At 47.5% G+C, this 19,166-nt stretch carries 16 protein-coding genes; 7 read left to right on the top strand and 9 right to left on the bottom strand.

Features of this window, described 5'->3' with window-relative positions; genetic code table 11:
• Positions 1–43 precede the first annotated feature (43 nt).
• From argB to bchD, 3 genes are all read left to right on the top strand, one after another.
• Positions 44–1,354: an acetylglutamate kinase gene (gene argB, locus OZ401_RS14555; RefSeq protein ID WP_341471190.1), complete on the top strand. Its 1,311-nt coding sequence runs from the start codon at positions 44–46 to the stop codon at positions 1,352–1,354.
• 11 nt (positions 1,355–1,365) lie between these two features.
• The gene (locus OZ401_RS14550; protein WP_341471189.1) at positions 1,366–2,019 is read left to right on the top strand and encodes a hypothetical protein; all 654 of its coding nucleotides are present in this window, start codon (positions 1,366–1,368) and stop codon (positions 2,017–2,019) included.
• Positions 2,020–2,152: 133 nt separating this feature from the next.
• The gene (bchD, locus tag OZ401_RS14545; RefSeq protein WP_341471188.1) at positions 2,153–4,177 is read left to right on the top strand and encodes a magnesium chelatase ATPase subunit D; all 2,025 of its coding nucleotides are present in this window, start codon (positions 2,153–2,155) and stop codon (positions 4,175–4,177) included.
• A gap of 124 nt (positions 4,178–4,301) precedes the next feature.
• Here the strand turns inward: bchD and OZ401_RS14540 are convergent, their stop codons facing one another.
• The gene (locus tag OZ401_RS14540; protein WP_341471187.1) at positions 4,302–5,096 is read right to left on the bottom strand and encodes a class I SAM-dependent methyltransferase; all 795 of its coding nucleotides are present in this window, start codon (positions 5,094–5,096) and stop codon (positions 4,302–4,304) included.
• A gap of 423 nt (positions 5,097–5,519) precedes the next feature.
• Here OZ401_RS14540 and OZ401_RS14535 point away from each other — a divergent pair, with 423 nt between their 5' ends.
• Positions 5,520–7,736, top strand: coding sequence for a glutamine synthetase III family protein (locus OZ401_RS14535; protein ID WP_341471186.1), 2,217 nt, complete (start codon positions 5,520–5,522; stop codon positions 7,734–7,736).
• 332 nt (positions 7,737–8,068) lie between these two features.
• Positions 8,069–8,422, top strand: a complete 354-nt coding sequence (locus tag OZ401_RS14530; RefSeq protein WP_341471185.1) for a hypothetical protein — start codon at positions 8,069–8,071, stop codon at positions 8,420–8,422.
• 112 nt (positions 8,423–8,534) lie between these two features.
• Here the strand turns inward: OZ401_RS14530 and hypF are convergent, their stop codons facing one another.
• The 7 genes from hypF to rpmH form a co-directional block, all read right to left on the bottom strand.
• Complete coding sequence (hypF, locus tag OZ401_RS14525; protein ID WP_341471184.1) at positions 8,535–10,844, bottom strand: carbamoyltransferase HypF; 2,310 nt, start codon at positions 10,842–10,844, stop codon at positions 8,535–8,537.
• 31 nt (positions 10,845–10,875) lie between these two features.
• Positions 10,876–11,733 carry a PfkB family carbohydrate kinase gene (locus OZ401_RS14520; RefSeq protein ID WP_341471183.1) on the bottom strand — a complete coding sequence of 286 codons (858 nt, stop codon included), beginning with the start codon at positions 11,731–11,733 and terminating at the stop codon, positions 10,876–10,878.
• A 52-nt stretch (positions 11,734–11,785) separates the two neighbouring features.
• Positions 11,786–12,559 carry an RNA-binding cell elongation regulator Jag/EloR gene (gene jag, locus OZ401_RS14515; protein ID WP_341471182.1) on the bottom strand — a complete coding sequence of 258 codons (774 nt, stop codon included), beginning with the start codon at positions 12,557–12,559 and terminating at the stop codon, positions 11,786–11,788.
• A gap of 83 nt (positions 12,560–12,642) precedes the next feature.
• Entirely contained in the window at positions 12,643–13,779 is a 1,137-nt protein-coding gene (locus OZ401_RS14510; RefSeq protein WP_341471181.1) for a YidC/Oxa1 family membrane protein insertase, read from the bottom strand.
• 50 nt (positions 13,780–13,829) lie between these two features.
• Positions 13,830–14,042: a membrane protein insertion efficiency factor YidD gene (gene yidD / locus OZ401_RS14505; protein WP_341471180.1), complete on the bottom strand. Its 213-nt coding sequence runs from the start codon at positions 14,040–14,042 to the stop codon at positions 13,830–13,832.
• A gap of 81 nt (positions 14,043–14,123) precedes the next feature.
• Positions 14,124–14,525 (bottom strand): ribonuclease P protein component, encoded by a 402-nt coding sequence (gene rnpA, locus OZ401_RS14500; protein WP_341471179.1) that lies wholly within the window; start codon positions 14,523–14,525, stop codon positions 14,124–14,126.
• Between the two features lie 123 nt (positions 14,526–14,648).
• A complete protein-coding gene (gene rpmH / locus OZ401_RS14495; protein ID WP_341471178.1) occupies positions 14,649–14,810 on the bottom strand; it encodes a 50S ribosomal protein L34 in 162 nt (53 codons plus the stop codon).
• A 386-nt stretch (positions 14,811–15,196) separates the two neighbouring features.
• On the opposite strand from rpmH, the gene OZ401_RS14490 reads away from it, so the two are divergent.
• Together OZ401_RS14490 and OZ401_RS14485 are read left to right on the top strand one after the other, a co-directional pair.
• Positions 15,197–16,825 (top strand): L,D-transpeptidase, encoded by a 1,629-nt coding sequence (locus OZ401_RS14490; RefSeq protein ID WP_341471177.1) that lies wholly within the window; start codon positions 15,197–15,199, stop codon positions 16,823–16,825.
• Between the two features lie 253 nt (positions 16,826–17,078).
• Complete coding sequence (locus OZ401_RS14485; protein ID WP_341471176.1) at positions 17,079–17,648, top strand: EXPERA domain-containing protein; 570 nt, start codon at positions 17,079–17,081, stop codon at positions 17,646–17,648.
• A 6-nt stretch (positions 17,649–17,654) separates the two neighbouring features.
• Here OZ401_RS14485 and OZ401_RS14480 read toward each other — a convergent pair whose 3' ends face one another.
• Entirely contained in the window at positions 17,655–18,950 is a 1,296-nt protein-coding gene (locus OZ401_RS14480) for an MDR family MFS transporter (RefSeq protein ID WP_341471175.1), read from the bottom strand.
• Between the last annotated feature and the right edge of the window lie 216 nt (positions 18,951–19,166).

Here is a 19,166-nt window from a genome sequence, read left to right as displayed (position 1 = left end):
AGCGAAAATAACCAATTAGAATTGAGGCTCTGGTTTGGATAGGATGAATAAAACTATTGTAGTTAAGTTGGGAGGCAGTACCCTTGGGGGGCAATCCGGTACTGCTTCACCTGATACTACTCTGGATGATTTAATCAAGCTTACACGCGAAGGTCATCAGGTTGTGGTTGTACACGGTGGAGGTAATGCCACCAGCGACCTCCTTCGCAAAATGGGTGAACAACCCCGCTTTTTGAACGGCTTGCGCGTGACCGATGAATCTGCCTTACAAGCTGCTACAATGATGATTCGTGGGCAGATAAATACAGGCTTAGTGGAGAGCTTTAATCGCGCTAACCGCTTTGTTGAGGGAACTCCAGTACTGGCTTTGGGTTTGAGCGGAGTGGATGGGAATATCCTCGAAGCGCGGCGCGAAACCCGTTTTGGTGACATCGGTTACGTAGGCGAGGTGGTGAAGGTAAATATTGATTTGCTAGTTCAAGTATTAAGTTCTGGTTTTATGCCTATAATTGCGCCGCTCGGTGTTTCTGTTGAGGACGGAGCTAGAACTTTTAACCTGAATGCGGATACCGCTGCTGCTGCGATTGCGGCTACCCTTGAAGCCGATGCCACCGTCTTTTTGACTGATGTGCCGGGAGTGCTGGATGAGCAAAAACGCACTATTCGGCGGCTAGGTAAAAAAAGTAGCCATCATTTAATCGAAAGTGGCGTGATAACGGGTGGTATGATTCCCAAAGTTGAAGCCGCGCTGAAGGCTTTGGAAGGTTCGAGGCGGGTCATGGTTATTGATGGGCGTAAGCCGCACGCTCTTTACAACGCGGTTGAACATTATCTACCAGATGGCACTACTTTTGTTAGGCGCAAGCTCATGCGGGTTAATTTGAGTGGTGCGGAGATTTCGCCCGCTTCTGCCCAGAATTACACGCTTGCCACTGCGCCAATTGAAGCTGATATTCTCGGAGAGGCAATGCATCGCGCCTATTACGGCACTATTGACTACGATTGGAATACACCCTTAGATGCTATTGAACTTATCAAGCGTGAACTTGACCCGGATTGGGGCGATTACATGCCAGAACTTTCGGTGTCAGCTACTGATGGCGATAAATTGGTGGGTTTGTGCCAAGTGGTTTGTGAAAAAGAAGATTCAAGCGAACCTTGCCTGACCAATGTTTTCACCCTACCCGAATTTCGGGGACAAGGAGTAGGACGTGCCGTAGTGGAGGAATCTTTGCGCCGTATCAAAGCGGCGGGCTATCCTTCGGCGGTTTTGCGGGTTACGCTTGGCAATGATATTGCGGAAGCGCTTTATCGCAGTTTGGGTTTTGAAGTAGTGGAGCTTTATGAAGTTTAGAGGTAGTAAAAATGGGGGCAGCAAACCGACGGGCGTTTCTCGTAGATATTTTACGTTATACCGGAGAATTTCTAATTACTTGTTCACTAAGCTTTTTCCTATATGGTTTGCTGCTGGGTGTCTGGGAAGACTTTCGCGCTCCTTTTCAGGGCTATATACCCTTGTTAATCCCGATAATTTATATCACTTCTCGCGCGGTTATGAGTCTGTTCAGGGTGTATCAGCAAGTGGTAGATTTGTTGCAGGGTCCCGAAACACTGGCTTGCTACGTAACTTTGCATGATTTGCAAACCATTTGGAAACAGGAGCGAGGGCGTAGTTGGGCGTACCGTGAAGCGATTGGGCAACGTTGTATTGTAAATATTGTACCGGCGGAATCCTTTGCACGGTGGTTGGGCAAACCAGACTGGCAAATCCACAGCGATGTGGCTGAAGCCGAATATCGTTTTGCGCCAGACCCTACCGCCCTTTCAACCGAACTTCTGGAGCAAAAACCCGAAACTATTTCGCGGAGAAATCACGGGGTTTACCCGATTACCCTTGAAACTCCGCGCTGGGTGTTTGATCTGGTACAATTGGGTGACTTGATTCGTATCACTTTGAGTCGTCGCACTCATCGCATCTACAATGTGGAGGTGTTACTGAGCGTTATGATGCCCGAATAAGTAAGTCTAATTTTTCAACTTATTGAATTGGTGAGAAACTTCACGGGTTACTGTAACTATAGCTACACCGTAAATTTCAATCTCACAGTACTATAAGTTTGCGCTCTTATCTATCATGCGAGGGTTGATTGTGATGACTTCTACACAAAAAAATGGTTACAGAGATAGTGTCCTATATCCTTTTGCGGCGGTTGTGGGTCACACGCTGGCAAAAAGGGCTTTGCTAATTTTGGCAATAGAACCACGTCTAGGTGGTGTTATTATTGCAGCGCGTCCCGGTACGGCTAAAACCACGCTGGCGCGCAGTTTCCACGATTTGCTACCGGACATACATGCAAATGTAGGTTGTGCTTCGCATTGCTCTCCCGATAAACCAACTGATTGGTGCAGCGATTGCAAGCAAAAAACCATTGAGCAGACGGTACACGTGCGTCCTCCCTTTATTGACCTCCCTTTGAATATAACCGAAGATCGTTTGCTTGGTGGGTTGGCGTTGGAAGCGACTCTTCAAACCGGCAGGCGCGTGGCAGAACGCGGAGTGTTGGCAGAAGCTAACCGAGGCGTTTTGTATTGCGACGAACTGAACCTGCTCGATACCGGTCCAAGTAATTATCTGATGGATTCGCTCAGTCGTGGCAGGTTAGCCCTAGAGCGGGAGGGTTTAAGCGCCGATTATCCCACTAACTTTATCCTTATCGGTACTTTTGACCCCGGTGAGGGCGAAGTACGCTCCGGTTTGACCGATCGGGTTGGCTTGATGATTTCTATGCAACCGACTAACGGTACAGAAATGCGCGCCCAGATTATGCGGCAAGCCATAACCTTTGATCGCTTTCCAGAACAACTCGAGGCTGATTACGAAGAAGAAACAAACCTACTCAAATCGTTAATCGGTGCCGGACGTGAAGTTCTACCCAACGTTAAGCTGACCGATGAACAGTTTAGCGCGCTGTCCGAGGCGGCATTACGTTTAGGGGTAGTGGGCAATCGCGCCGACATTTTTGCAGCCTATGCTGCCAGAGCTTCCGCTGCTTTGGAAGGGCGCACCGAAGTAGATGATGATGATTTGAAAACGGCGGTGCAACTGGTACTATTGCCACGTGCTACTCGCTTGCCCGAACCCGAACCGGAAGAACCTGAGCAACCGGATGAACCTGAACCGCCTCCGCCCCCGGAACAAAATGACGAAGATGAAAGTGAAGACGAGCCACCCGAACAAAAACAAGAAGAACCGGAATTGCAAGATTTGGTGATGAGCGCAATGGATTCGGAAGTGCCGGAAGATATTCTGTCTATGGTGCAGGCACGAAACCAACGCAGTAAAGCCGGTAGTCGTGGCGAGACCTATAACTGGAAACGCGGCAGGCATGTGCAAAGTGTGGCAGGGAAGCCCGGTCAGGGACGGCTTGCTATTACCGCGACGCTTCGAGCAGCAGCGCCTTTCCAGACTCTGCGTCGGGAAAACGACACTAAAGAGAAAAAAGGCAAGTCCGCTAATGATAATCGCGTTCGTATCAAACCCGATGACTTACGCATCAAACGCTACAAGGACAAAGCAGGCGTGTTGTTTGTGTTCGTAGTGGATGCGAGCGGTTCAATGGCGCTCAACCGTATGCGCGAGGCAAAAGGCGCAGTTACTAAGCTATTGCAACAAGCCTATGTGCATCGTGATAAAGTGGCTTTGATTTCTTTCAGAGGTAGACAGGCAGATGTGTTGCTACCGCCAAGCCAAAGCGTGGAACTTGCCAAGCGTTCGCTTGATGTGCTTCCGGTGGGTGGTGGAACTCCTCTTGCCTCTGCGCTGCTCTCCGCCTATAACATGAGCGAGAGCGCCAAACGACAGGGTATCAATAAAACGATGGTGGTATTGATTACCGATGGGCGCGGCAATGTGTTGCTGGAAGAAACTGAAGATACCGTTGGGTTGGGCAAAGAAGAGCGTAAGTCTCGCGCTACTCAGGAAGTAGAGCAATTGGCAGGGGTGCTGTCAGGCAATGGCTTGAACAGTGTGGTGCTGGATACTCAGACCAACTTCTTGAGCAAAGGGGATGCGGCTAATCTGGCGCGTCGTCTCGGTGGTCACTATATCTACTTGCCACGAGCGGATGCGCGGCTTATCGCCAACACCGTATCGAATGTAGCAGAGGATATGCGCTAACGGATTGAACTATAGGCAAGTAGGCTTAAAATCCTAGCCTGAAAAAATAAATAAAAAAAGCGCGGGTAGAAGTAGTGAACTCACTATAATCCGCGCTTTTTTTATTGGCTGCTAATGCTGTGAATTATTTTGTACTACCGATTGTAACCTTTGGTAAGCTAAAGAATATTTCATCTCCCTCCAGCTTTATCTCCAAAGCCTGTACCAGTTCAGGAGAAGCGTTGCGAAACAGTTCGGTCAGTTCTGTTACTGCGGCGGGCGGAGTACGCATACGTCCAGTCCAATTGGCAAAATTCATTTGACCTTGCTCAGTGTAATAATCCACCTCATTGTAAAAGATTTTCAAACCCGCTTCTTGCAGCATTGAAACCCATTCGCTGGAACGGTAGTTTCTTACATGTGATGGGTCTCGCAGCTTTTCGATATAATTTATTTCTTGATCAAGAGTATCATCTTCTGGTACGGTAGTATCCACCACCACCACGCGCCCACCCGGTTTTACCACGCGCCCCATCTCAAGCACTGCGCTTTTGATACTCGCAAAATGATGCGGCGCAACTCGCACCGTCACAATATCGAAAGTATTGTCGGGGAATGGCAAAGACTCCGCCGTGCCTTGTTTTGTGACAAGATTTGTCAAGTTGCGCTTGGCAGCGTTTTGGGCGGTTTCCTCCAGCATCTGGGATGTCAGGTCGTAGGCAATTACCTCAGCCACATGTGGCGCAAGTGCCATCGCCGTATGCCCTGCGCCTGTGGCAATATCTAGGGCGCGGTCGGTGACAAGCGGCTGTGCTAGGTTAACCACTATCTCAAGCGCATCACGGTTGGCATGCCCAACACTTATGGTATAAGCGGAAGCAACCGGTCCGAATTGGGCTTGTACCAGTTTATGAATATCTTCTTGCGGATTATTGGTCATTATTTCCTCCTGCATTAAAATTGCCGCTAGTTGAGAATATAATACAGTTCTACAAGGGTTTTGCCCATACCTCACGTTAATAATAAATTAATATAGAAATGATTTATTATTCCACTGGAAACATTAAGACAGATAAGCGAGCAGTCCTGATTCATTAAGGTGAAGGTGCAAGAATCAGGCAGAGTACAAAGCTCTCTAACACCGCTATTGGCTTTAATAAAGCGGAGTTTCAAGTCTAGCATCTTAGCACTAATCGCTCGTTGTTAAAAACATAACTATTAGACTGTTTGCCCAATTGATTATCGAACTCAAAAAATTCATTGTGCAATATGCTCATGCTTTTTAAAAAACCTGTTATAATATGGGAGAGATTTTTTATGCCACAAAACTGCTACATCAAATTTTTTTCAGGAGGAACAGCAAATGGCAAATTTGCCTAGCGGCAATCCGCGTTTGTGGGCGCTAAATCAAGTAAGTCATCGGCAAACTCGCCAATTCGATTGGCCCCGTAACGCCGATGGTCAGTATCTGCGTGTTACCGATATTTATGGTATCAATACATTCAGCACCAAGGCTATGAAAGAAAAGCTCTCCAAGCAAACCTTTCAGAAGCTACAAGCCACTATCAAGCAAGGCAAAAAGTTGGATCGAAGTATCGCCGATGAAGTGGCACATGCCATCAAAGAGTGGGCGATTGAAAACGGCGCAACCCATTTTTGTCACTGGTTTCAACCACAAACTGGCTTGACCGCAGAAAAGCATGATGCTTTCTTGAGTTTTGATGATGAAAACCAGCCTATCGAGCGCTTTAGCGGCTCTCAGCTGATCCAAAGTGAGCCTGATGCTTCCAGTTTCCCTTCCGGTGGACGACGCAGCACTTTTGAAGCACGTGGTTACACCGCTTGGGATCCTTCCAGCCCGGCATATATTTCGGAAGAGCCGAATGGAAAGACCCTATGTATTCCTTCGGTGTTTATTTCCTATCACGGTGAGGCGCTGGATCACAAAACTCCTTTGCTTCGCTCAATCGAAGTACTCAGCAAGAGCGCGCTGCCGGTTTTAAAACTCTTTGGCAACAACTCTGACCGTGTAGTGGCAACCCTTGGTCCTGAGCAGGAATACTTCCTGATTGATAAAGCTTACTATATGCTTCGCCCTGACCTAATCGCCACTGGTCGTACTCTTCTCGGTTCGCCACCGCCAAAGGGTCAGCAATTGGAAGATCACTACTTCGGTTCGATTAAAGACCGAATTCAATCTTTCATGCAGGAAGCGGAATTCGAACTCTACAAGCTCGGTATTCCCATTAAAACCCGCCATAACGAAGTAGCGCCTAGCCAGTTTGAAACTGCGCCTATCTTTGAAGAATTGAACATTGCTTCCGACCACAACCAGATGGTGATGGAATACTTGCGTGCCGTAGCAGAACGCCATGACTTGGCGATGTTGTTGCATGAAAAACCTTTCGCAGGGGTTAACGGCAGCGGCAAGCACAACAACTGGTCTATGCAGGATTCTGATGGTAACAACCTACTCGAACCCGGCAAAACTCCTAACCAGAATCTGCAATTCCTAGTATTCTTGGTCGCAACCTTGAAGGGCGTTTACAAGCGTTCTGGTCTGCTGCGCTCGGCTATTGCCGGTAGCGGTAACGATCATCGCCTCGGCGCGAATGAAGCTCCGCCCGCCATTATCTCCGCCTTCCTCGGCGAGCAACTCACCGGAATCTTGGATGCGATTGAGGCTGGTACACAAGCTGAGAACGGTACCGAAGAGCGTATCATTGGGCTTAGCATTTCGCACCTGCCCGATGTTGCGCGCGATTACACCGACCGCAACCGTACTTCGCCTTTTGCTTTCACCGGCAACAAGTTCGAGTTCCGTGCTGTCGCCAGTTCTGCTGCTATTTCTCCGGCAATGACCACTCTCAATGCTGCTGTCGCCGAAGCGCTGGATGATGTTTATGCCCAGATCAAAGCTAGCTTAGATAAGGGTGTTGAGTTCAAAAAAGCAGTGCTGGAAGTAGTTAAGAAAACCATTATTGAAACCAAGGCGATCCGCTTTGAGGGCAATAACTATTCCGAAGAGTGGGTAGAAGAAGCCGCTCGTCGGGGTCTGCCCAATCTGCGCAAATCTCCTGAAGCGTTGGCTGAGATGGTCAAGCCTGAGTCCATCGAGTTCTTCGTAAATTCCGGTATTTTCACCAAGGAAGAAGTCGAAGCCCGCTATGCAGTCCGTGTTGAGCGTTATGTCAAAGACGTGGACATCGAATTGCAAACCTTGAAGGAACTGGTTAAGACTTATGTGTTACCGGCTGCTTACAAGCAACAGCAACTCTTGGCTACTTCGATCCAATCCCTGAAAGACGTGCTTGGTGGAGATGCTCCTGAGCATCAGGTAGATGATCTCAAGTCCCTCAGCAAGTTAATCAACAAGCTACACAAGTTGATGGACAAGTTTGAGGAACTGACCACTGAACATAGCGGTCATGAAGATCTTGATAAAGAAGCGCAAAAGATGGGCTATAAGGTACTACCCGCGATGTTGGAAATCCGCGAGGTTTGTGACGCGCTGGAACTGGTCATTTCTGATGACATTTGGCCTTTACCTAAGTATCGCGAAATACTGTTCTTGAGCTAGTTTTAAATCGAGGGTTTCCTGTTTTTATGACGGGAAACCCTTACTCCTTCGATAAAACCCTGCTTTTACTCCCGATCTATCGCTTATCTATATAAACTAAGTATTAATGCTTCCCAAAACTAAATCGCTTGAGCTTTATTCTTAGTGTTGCCCACTTCTACGAAATAAATAAAACACTCACGTTTAAGGCACTCGAAACCAAAAGCCTGATTTGTGCAAAATGCACAAAACCACTTATGCGATTTGTACCAAATGTGGATTGCAAAAACTCAAAATCAATTATAGAATTTCTTATAGAGATTTTTAGGTAATTTTATTGAAGGAATTTAGCGATGAAACAGTTATTCAACTTTCGCGGCACGAACAAGAAATTTTTACTGCTCATACTGAGCTTAACCCTCATTCTCCCTTCTCTTGGAATTTTTAATGCGTCTATTCAGACCGGGATGATAGAATATGCGCTTGTAGCCGCGACTTGGTTCGCTGTATCAATGTCTCTATTAGAATTGATTTCAGATCGAAATATTAAATTGGCTGTTTTGGCGCATTTATGTGGTGGATTGCTATTGTTCTTTGTGGCGATGGTGCAAATCCGGTCGCTGGCTTATCTGCCATTGTGCCTCTTGCTAATGGGGTGCGCCGGGTGGTTATACCGCCGTTCGTGGGTAACCGCAGAAGCACGCTAGTAAGTTATTTGTAAGTATCCCTTACTATTTTCCCTTTTAAAAGTGGTGCAATAACGCGCCACTTTTTGCTTTATTTGCCCGCTTGACCCAACCCTACTTATTACTTACTTAACTATATCATTCTCTCTTTCAAGCGTGCGGCAGCTACCGCTGCTTGTCCATAGCTCAAACCCCCATCGTTGGGTGGTACTTTACGGTTGATGTAAACCTTAAAATCCAGTTCTTCCAACCGAGCCATCAGTTGTGTGAGCAACAAGCGATTCATGAAAACGCCTCCACTCAAGGCAACTTGCGCCAACCCGCTGGAGTTTCGCGCTTCTACGCACGCTTGCGCCAGCATTTCTGTAACGGTGCGATGGAAACGTCCGGCTATTTGAGGTGAGCTTACGCCCTTTTGCAAATCTTCCACGATAGCTCGTATGACAGGGGAGAAATCCAAACGCTCAGCTAAAATTTCAAAAGGATAAATGGTTTCGGTACTTTCTGCCAGCATTTCCAGTTCAATCGCTGCCTGACCTTCGTATATTACCTCTGTTCTGACTCCTAAAAGGGTGGCAACCGCATCAAATAGCCTGCCCAAGCTGGAGGTTTGCGGACTGTTCAAGCTCCGCTCAATCATTTTTGAAAGTATTTCCCACTTTTTCAAATCCAGTTGTCGGGTGAAGGGTATTTCTAGTGCGGTAAACTCGTGCCCGTATGCCTTCTGCAAATAGACTGCCGCCATGCGCCACGGCTGCAAAACCGCCTGTTCGCCCCCCGGCAGCGGTACATAATCGAGATGGGCGAGTCGTTCGAAACCGGACAGATTCGCCACCATTATTTCGCCACCCCATATTTTCCCATCCGTGCCATAGCCTGTGCCATCTGCCGCTACGCCGATAACCTTACCTTCCAGCCCATGTTCGGCGATTACGCTTGCTATATGGGCGTGGTGGTGTTGCACCCCTATTTTATGGGGCATTTCCAACGCCAGCGCGTAACGGGTGTTTGGGAAATCGGGATGCAAATCGTAGGCAACTGCTTGGGGTTCAATATCAAACAGGCGTTTGAAATGGTCAATTCCTTCGGTAAAAGAGGTAATGGTCTCTAGGTTTTCGAGGTCGCCGATATGGTGACTTATAAATGCTTGCTTGCCTTTTACTAAGCAGAAAGTGTTTTTCAGGAATGCGCCTACTGCCAGCACAGGCAAGGGTGACTCAAACGGCAAGTTTATCGGTTCAGGGGCATAACCGCGCGAACGTCGGAAGAATTGGATGTCACCCGCTACGATGCGTGTAACCGGGTCATCACAGCGCATATGAATGGGGCGATTATGGGTGAGAAAGCCGTCAGCAAGGCTTGAAAGCTGCCTAAAGCCCTCTTCATCTCGATATGCAATTGGCTCATCGCTCAGGTTGCCGCTGGTCATGACGAGGGCTGGAACACGCCCTATCGCCGCGAAATCGTGAAGCAACAAATAATGAAGTGGCGCATAAGGAAGCATCAGTCCTAGTGTTTGTATACCGGGTGCGATACCCGGTGCAGCAGGGCTATCCTCGCGTTGTTGCAACAGGGTTACCGGGCGACGATAGGATTTAAGCAATGCTTCTTCGTCCTTGTCTAAAACACACAGTTTGGCAGCAGTTTCGAAGTCACTTACCATCAGCGCAAAGGGTTTTGCTTCACGGCGCTTGCGCTCTCTCAAGCGCGAAACCGCCTCAAAGTTATATGCATCGCATGCCAGATGGTAGCCGCCCAGACCTTTGATAGCCAGAATTGCGCCGCTTGCCAACTGTAGCGCGGCTTCGTGGATGGAGTCGGCTGTTTCCACTATTTGCCCTGCCGCATCTAGCATTTGCACTTGCGGGCCACAAACCGGGCAGGCGTTGGGTTGGGCGTGAAATCGGCGGTTAGCCGGATTGGTATATTCGGCGTAGCACTCCTTACACATCGGAAAATGCTTCATGGTGGTTTTAGCCCGATCATAGGGGACATCTTCCACGATGGTAAAGCGCGGTCCGCAATTGGTACAATTAATAAATGGGTAGCGATAACGTCGGTCTGTGATATCGAAAAGCTCTTTCAGGCAGTCCGGGCAGGTGGCAGTATCGGGCGAAATCAAGGTTAGCCGCTCTGCGCCCTGTACGCTTTCGTGAATACTAAAACCCTTCTCACCTGACAGTTCGAGCGGTTCGGATGTTATAGAATCGATGCGGGATAGAGGGGGCGCTTCTTCGGCAAGCAATCGCTGAAACAGGGCGATGCTTTGCTTTTCGCCCTCCACTTCGATTGTAACGCCCGCGCTATGGTTTAGCACAAAGCCGCTCAAGCCCAAGCGCAAAGCCAAACCATATACGAACGGGCGGAAGCCAACCCCCTGCACGATGCCGCTTACATTGAGGCGTTGCCGTTCGTTGCTGGTATTACTGTGCTGCTCTGACATTTAGACCTCAGAAAGATAAAGCGAAAGGGACTTAGCGGGTAGGATTGGTGAGACGATGTAACACTTCGGCAAGAGAGGGCGCACCGCTCAAACCGGGTCGCTCGATGTTGATAGAAGCGGCTGCATTGGCAAAGTGGGCTGCTTCAGGCGGGCTGCCGGTTTCGCGCAATTTGATGAAGAAAGCAGCGGCGAACACGTCCCCTGCTCCGGTGGGGTCAACCTCTCGTGCTGGATATGCGGGTGAGTCAAAGGATTGCCCTTCCCAATAGACGGTACAACCATGACTACCTCTGGTAAAGGCTACCACCGGGCAGCGGTCAATGTAACTTTGCAGGAGTCTTTCGCCCTCGTCATTTCTGGGCAAATCTTCCTCGCTTAGCACCAATGCGCCGGAATACTTGAGTATTTCTTCCGCTTTTTCCCATGCTACAGGACGCACGCGATTGTCGCTGCTATCCCATGCTCGCATCCAGCCTTGTGGGGTTATACCAATCAGCGCGTGTTTGAAAATGGTTGCCAACTCTGCCCCACATTCCTGCGCAATCGGTCCAATGTGTACAATATCGGCTTGTTGTTTCCATTCTTCTGGAACATCGGCAATATCTATGATGGGCGCGCGTCCCCGTAAATATTGGATGCGCCCCTGCGGGGTATAAATATTCTCAAAACGGGTGGAAATTTCAGAGATGCGCCCTCTGATTTCAATATCGTGGAACAGGTCTAGATGTCGCAAATGATCGGGAGAAACGGTCAGAATTGCAGCGCGTTCTCCTAGGTTACGAGCGGTTAGGGCAGCAAAAGAAACGGTTCCACCGGGAGTAATGGAACCATCAGGCAACAAATCTTCGGCTATATGCCCGATAGTAAGAAAGAACAGCGAAGGGCGCATAAAACCTCATACCCCCTTCTCTTCAAAAGAAGGGGGTTAAATTGAGTTTAAATTATTTGGGGAAGATAGTAACCTTGCGTTCTTCACCCTCACCGAAGCTTTCGGTGCGGATGTACGGGTGGTCAATCAGCGCCATGTGAACGAGCCTGCGCTCATAGGCGGGCATCGGTTCAAGCGTGATAGACTGGCGCGTTGCCATAACCTGTTCTGCCATGCGACGTGCCAAGTTAATTAGATTATCCTTGCGCCGAGTACGGTAACCTTCCACGTCTATCATAACCCTACCCCAAATGCGAGTCTTTTTGTTCAGGATAAGGTTAAAGAGGAATTGGAGATCGGTCAGGGTTTCGCCGCGCCGCCCGATAAGCTGTCCCAGGTCGTTCCCAACCAGATTAATAGTAACAAGAGGACTTTCGCTCTCTTCGCCACTATTGGGGTCAATTATCTGCTGGTGAATCTGAATTTGAGGACGTGCCTGTAAACGCATCCGCCTTAACATCTGCATGATTACCTCACGTCCGATTTCAGCCAATTCCTGAGGGCTAAAACTCTGACGTGGTGGGGGGTTGATGCCAGCGGGTGGCATCGGTGCACCATAAAAGGGTTGTCCCGGTTGAGGCATTTGCTGATAGGCATTGTGTTGAACCATCGCCGGATTGCGCACTGTAACCCGAACCAGTGCATCTTCTGCACCTATGCCCAAAACTCCCGGGCTGCCCGGTCTCAAAATCTCAACATCAACTTCATCAAACCTCCGTCCAAGCCGCCCAAGGGCCATGCCAACCGCTTCATCTACGGTGCGAGCCTGTACTTCAACGCTCTGCATATTGAAATTTCATCCTCCCGGTTGTTTGCAGCGATGTAATAAGGTGCTGCTTATTTGCCTGATTTCCCCCAACTTTTAAAAAACTACTTCTTACCCTTACGCCCATTTGTAGGTTTTTTGGGCGGGCGCGTACTGAGTTGCCGATATGCTTCTTTGACTGCTTCTTCGGTTTTGCCAGAACCTTTCTCAAGGTTTACACTTTCGGCTGCTACTTTGCTGGTAATTGGTCCAGAACCTTGCTTACGTCCAAAATTGTTAGGAGTGGGTCTACCGGCATCAGCGGCAGCTTCAATGGAAGTTCCTTCGCCGGAATTCTGAACCTTTTCAGATGCAATTTTATCCTGTTGTGCTGCCATTCGCTCCATAAAAGTTTTTTTGCGCGGCTGGCTTTCATCAAATGCTTTCTTTTCCAACTGTGGCAATTTGATTTCTTTGGTAGGTAGCCATCCTAAACCGGGTATATCGGTTAGCGATTGGAAGCCGGTTATAAAGTATTGCTGGATAGAACTAAAGATACTGCTTGCAACCCAGTAGATAACCGGACCAGATGGGAAACTTAACGCGGTAAAGCCAAATATAATCGGCATCCACTGCATAATACTGTTTAGCCGACGCTGTTGATCGTCTGCGCCACCACCTTTGGGCATTGCCATACGCTGGGTGGCAAACTGGAAGATAATCATCAAGACGGGCAGTATATATAAGGGATCTGGTTCTTTTAGCGTTTTAATCCAGAGAAAGCTGGAGTCCAGATTTACCGCTTGACTGGTAGCACTAAGTGCGTCAGGCGCAAATTGGTTCCATGTGTTTTGGGCAAACTGAATTAGCGGGTCACTTGTGCCAATTGACTTGGAAACCGCGCCGTAAACCGCGAAGAAGATCGGTATCTGGATAGCTACCGGCAAACAACTAGCCAATGGGTTAACGCTATATTCGCGATATAGCGCCATCATTTCAGTCTGTTTGGCTTGCGCTTTTTCAGGTGAAAGACGTTCGCCCGCTTTAGCTTTGTAGCGTTCGTTTATTTTCTTGATTTCGGGTTGTAACGCCTGCATTGCACGGCTACTACGTACTGCCTTCAGTGTCAGAGGCAGTATGATGAGGCGGGCGGCAATAGTGAATAGGATAATGCCAATAGCAGTATTGTTGCCTCCTAGGGTGGCGAAAAACTTGACAATACTTGCCATTCCTTCAACTATGGCGTCCCATATTTGTGACACTAAGACTGCCTCCTTGTGTGCATTTATTTACGAATAAGAATTATTTTAACTTAATCTATAGGATCGTAACCACCCATATTAAAAGGGTTGCAACGCAACACTCTGGTGATTGCCATCCAGCCGCCTTTAAGCGTTCCATATTTCCGTACAGCCTCGTATCCGTAATGGGAACAGCTTGGATAGAAACGGCAGGTTCCCGACGGTATCAGGCGGGAAAAGGTTAGCTGGTAGAGTCGGATTATCCCTAGAAAAGCGTATCTCATTTAACAAGCAGTAGCACAGCTACAAATTTATTATATACTCTAAACGGCGCAAAATAGATTAAAAAAATAGAAGAGCGTTAGCTAAGTGCCGTTTACCGGCGCTGTTTGCTCACCCTTTGGTCTGGATGCGACCTCTGGAGGAGTAAATTCTAGCAAACGCGCTCTTTTCAACAAATTTTCAACTGCCGAATCAATTTCCCAAAACGAGGTTTGCTCGTTCAGTTGGCTGCGCGCAATCCAAACTAGGTCATAACCAATTTTAAGACCTGCTTGCCGCACTCGTACCGCTTCTCGAATTTCTCGTTTGAGGCGGTTACGGGAGTGCGCTTTACCAAAACGTTTCCCTACCGCAAAGCCATGCCGGGTAACAGCTAATTGGTTAGCTGTGGCTACAAGTACCAACAGCGGATGTGACCAACTTTTGCCGGTTACACGCACACGTTGAAACTCGCGTCCTTTTTTTAACCGATATAACTTATTCATAGGCAAGTTTATTTAGGGCTACCAAAGCCTTGTATATTATAATACACAAGCGCAAAATAAGATAGTCATCGTAAAAAATTAAAAAGCGAGCCGGAGGCCCGCTTCATAACATTCCAGACCCAACTAGCGCGGCTCTCGCGGCTCGTTGCTGACTGTCAAGCTCCAGCGACCCTTTCGGCGGCGGCGCGCCAATACTTCACGTCCGTCCGAAGTTTCCATACGAGACATGAAACCGTGTTTGCGGCGGCGTGGTATGCGCTTGGGTTGCCAAGTTCGTTTAACCATTACTGAAAGCTCACCCCTTTAGCTAAATACGGTAATTCTACCGGGATTTTACAGACATAACCTTGCAGATTATACAAGCTTACCCATTTTTCGTCAAATCAAGGAAGTTATAAAAATTAATTAATTTAACGTCTAGCCAATATTTCCTATTTTTCTCCAAAGAATCACTCTATTTGCGTAACCACGCTGGAATTTATCCGTTTATTACAGTAAAATACTTTGTACTAGGCTTAATCACTTAAGTCGCTAACTTTGCACTTTTGGCATTTTAAGATAATTTTAATGGACTCACTGCTATTAAGCAGTAGTTACCGTTTTTGAACTAGATTGTTAGTAGAAAGTGCAAGCATAGTGACTTAACTTGAAACGTAGAAATAGGTTAGATAATGACTTTCTTGGCGAGCAAAGCCCCCACAAAACCCACAATATTTCTGACTATCACACTTTCCCTCACCGTTATACTAAACTCTTTAACCTCAACACCTGCTATGGCTGCTAATTCTACGAGCCAAGCTATTAATTCCTTTGCCGATCCCAATTTCTACAATGTGTGGCAGCATTCTGACCAGGCAATAGTAGATAATAAGGCTTCTCGAAGTTGGTATTGGGGTCCTAAACCATTAGGTGATGGTTTCTACGAAGAATATTCTGACTCAACCCCCTATGGAAGTCGGCTTGTGCAGTATTTCGACAAGTCGCGTATGGAGATCAACGACAGCAGTAAACCTGAAGCGATTACTAACGGTTTGATTGTCGTTGAAATGATTACTGGGGCATTACAGAAGGGTGATGCCTCTTTTGAGGCTCGTACTCCGGCTGATATTTCAGTTGCGGGTGATCCGGGTAATGCTTTTCCGACTTATGCTTCCCTGAATAAGTATTATAATATCTCGCTTGGTTATCAGGTTGGCGCAACCGTGCAAACCACGCTTGCCTCTACTGGTATCCAGCCTCAGTACGCCTTTAATGACCCGCAGGCTAAAATTGCCACGATTCAGCATAATATGGGTATTCCGGCTGCCTTCTGGAATTTCTTGAATAAAACTGGCCCCGTTTACAATAATGGGCAATACACCGATGCGCTAATCAACAATTGGCTTTTCAGTACCGGCTATCCTATCACCGAAGCATATTGGACAAAGGTGAAGGTGGCAGGTAAAGAAAAAGATGTGTTGTTCCAAGCTTTCGAGCGACGTATCCTGACTTACACTCCCTCTAATCCAGACGGCTACAAGGTTGAGATGGGCAATGTGGGTCAGCACTATGTAAAATGGCGGTATCAGGGTAAATTACCTGCTTACAACTCTCCCATTTTGCCGATTTTTGCTGGCACGCAACCGGAGTGGTATGAAGTGACTTCGGATATGCTGAATGTCCGCACCGGTCCCGGCACTTCCTTTCCAAACCCGACTCAAACTGATGTCTTGCCTTACCTGCAACAGCTATACAAGGGTAATCATATTCAAGCTTTGAAAACAGTTAAGGGCGAAAAGCTGGATGGTGCTAACGACAACTGGCTACAGTTTTATGAAAATCCCGACCTATTCGTATATAGCGGCAATGTCAAGAAACTCACGTTGCCGGATATGCCTACTCCACCTCAAACTTTTTCAGGACCTTGGGTTGCCGTTTCGTTGTCCAAGCAAATGATGGCGGTGTACGATGGTCCGAAACTGCTCTATAAAAGCTTGATTTCCAGCGGTGTTTCGCGTCCCGGCGACCCTACCCGTGATTTCAGTACCCCAACCGGCTCATTTAAAATCGAAGGTAGTTACCGACCGAAAAGTCAAGCAATGACGGGTGGAGCGAGCGATAAAGCCAATCCCGATTACTATCGTTTGGAGCAAGTTCGGAATGTGAGCTATTTCCACGAGGATTACTCTATTCACGGCACTTACTGGCATGCTAGTTTTGGCATCTATCCCCGCAGTCACGGTTGTGTGAATGCCACTGTGTACGATGCCGGGCTGATTTATCAGCTTAAAGCCGGGACTACTGTATTCATTTATATGTAGCGTTTGAGCGATAAAGGGGACTTGAAGTACGCATATTCAAGTCCCCTTCTGAATCTATACCACCGGAGCGATCCCGTTTTTTTCTAATCCAAACCGCAAGATGGTTCCCTCGCCTCAAAGGGCTGAAGTATATTTGCAATAACCACATTGTAGGATTATTCAAATTTTCCCCTATCTATGCTACGATTAGGCTATCGGTTACCCGTAACAAGTTTTACCCTCGCAGCTACTTGACCACTTTAAGGAGATAAATATGAAACAGGTGATTCCACTCCGTCGCCGCTTGATAGATTTGCCGCTGATAATCTTTTTCAGCATTAATTTGCTGTTTATAACTTATATAGTAGATATTGAGCAGATTATCATTCCAGATCCCAATAATTTTAGTTATCCGATATGGCCCCTGCCTTTTATGGTGGATATTATTCACTCGTATGGACGCAATTTCGACCCGTTACTAATGGCACGCCCTACTTGGTGGCAGGTTACTATCTGGATAGATGCGCTTCTCTTTGGGCCCTTTTATGTGGTAGCGCTTTACGCTTTTATCAAAGGGAAGAATTGGATTAGGCAGGTTTGCTTTATCTACGCTTCGGTAATGGTGACCAATGTCACGATTATTCTTGGGGAGGAAATATTCGGACCTTATCGCACCCCTCAATTATGGTTTGTGCTACTAGATAATGCCCCGTGGTTTCTAATGCCGCTTTATCTGATTGCTCGGATGTGGAATAACCCGCAACCGTTCACGCAGACCTTGAGTAGCGCCGAAACGCAAGTTGATTTTTCAGACCGACGAGATGGCTTAACTGATGTAGCCTGAGAGTTATTAATTGTTTTCAAGGGAAGAAGTGGGGGTTAATATATCATTTGTTAGTGCTACTTTAACAGCGGCAATCCGCCGCTCTTCCCAGAATTTGAACACTACAACGCCGATGGTGACAACTCCACCCACTGCTCCGAAAACCATCCAGCACAGAACTGGAAAGCCGATTCCTTTTCCGGTATCGTATAGCCAACCGCCCAGCAAGTTGCCCGCCATCCCGCCAAATGCCAGCGCCAGCGAACTAAAGCCGAAGAAACTAGCCAGCGTATCTTCGGTAGCATAGCGCGAGGTGAGCGTAAAAGCCATCGGGTCAACTAGGAGACGACCAAAAGCGTAAACCGCTACACATAGTATTAAAAGGAAATAGTTTGAAACGAAGGCAATGGCGAATAAGCCCACAGTGCTAAAGGCGATGCCGATACCGATGATGCTAATCGGCTTCAGCCATTTGCTGATTAATTTTACGCTAAAGAATTGCAGTAGGATTGCCATACCGCTATTGATGGCGAAAATCAAGCTCACGCTGTCCTCTGTACCGGTCAATTCAACCGCCATTAGCGGTAGGCAGATATTAATTTGCACATATAGGAAGTAATAACCGATCAGCAGCGCATTAACCACTACAAAGGGGCGATTACTCCATACCAACCCTAGTTTGCCGAATATATTGCCGGGTTTGGCGCGGTTTTCTGCTTTTCCAGTTTTTTCTACTTCAGGTACGAATATCAGGATGAGCAAGAAACACAGCACATAGATCCCGCCAGAAACCATTCCCACTACTATAAAATTGAATTTGAGTAACAATGAGCCTACCAGTGGACCTAAAGCCATACCCACATTGCCCACGGTGATGGAGAGCGAAAAAACACTTTCGCGGTTGTAGCCCTTGCTATAGTATGCTAAGGACGCTTTGCCGCTTGCTTCAAAGCATGCGCCGCCTAGCGCCGCCACAACGCCGCCTAGAATCAAACCGATTGGTTCGGTTGCCACTGCAATCCAGGCAAAGCCCAACGCTCTAACCAGATTGCCTAGCATCATCATTTTGGAATAACCCACCCAATCGGCTATCGGACCGGCGAATGGGCCAAGCCCTTGTTGCACAAACTGTCGAATAGCTAGTACCAGCCCTGCCATTCCTGCTCCCAATAGCAGATCATTGGTAATATGTACTGCCAGCAATGGTATCAACATAAAAAAACCGAACCACATTAAGCCGGTGTTGAGCAACAGCACCAGAATGGCAGTTAAATTACGTCTGTTTTGCTTGGGTTTAGTTCTACTTTTTGGCGGTATATTCACGCTAGACCTGTTTGAGAGCTATATAGCTTGGCTTATTTTCTTGCCGATTATTATAACTTTAACACAATTGAAGCTTCATTAAATCAGGGTTTTTGCGTAATTTCGAAATTAAGTAGGTCTTTTAAAATTCTGAGCTTTTACCTAAAATAAAAGTACCTATTCAGCCGGATAGAAAATAGACCTATGTAACTAACGGAATCGGAGCGGGGTTCTCAG

This window comes from Candidatus Chlorohelix allophototropha (assembly GCF_030389965.1).
Lineage (GTDB): Bacteria > Chloroflexota > Chloroflexia > Chloroheliales > Chloroheliaceae > Chlorohelix > Chlorohelix allophototropha.
This window is presented reverse-complemented; position numbering and strand designations above follow the sequence as displayed.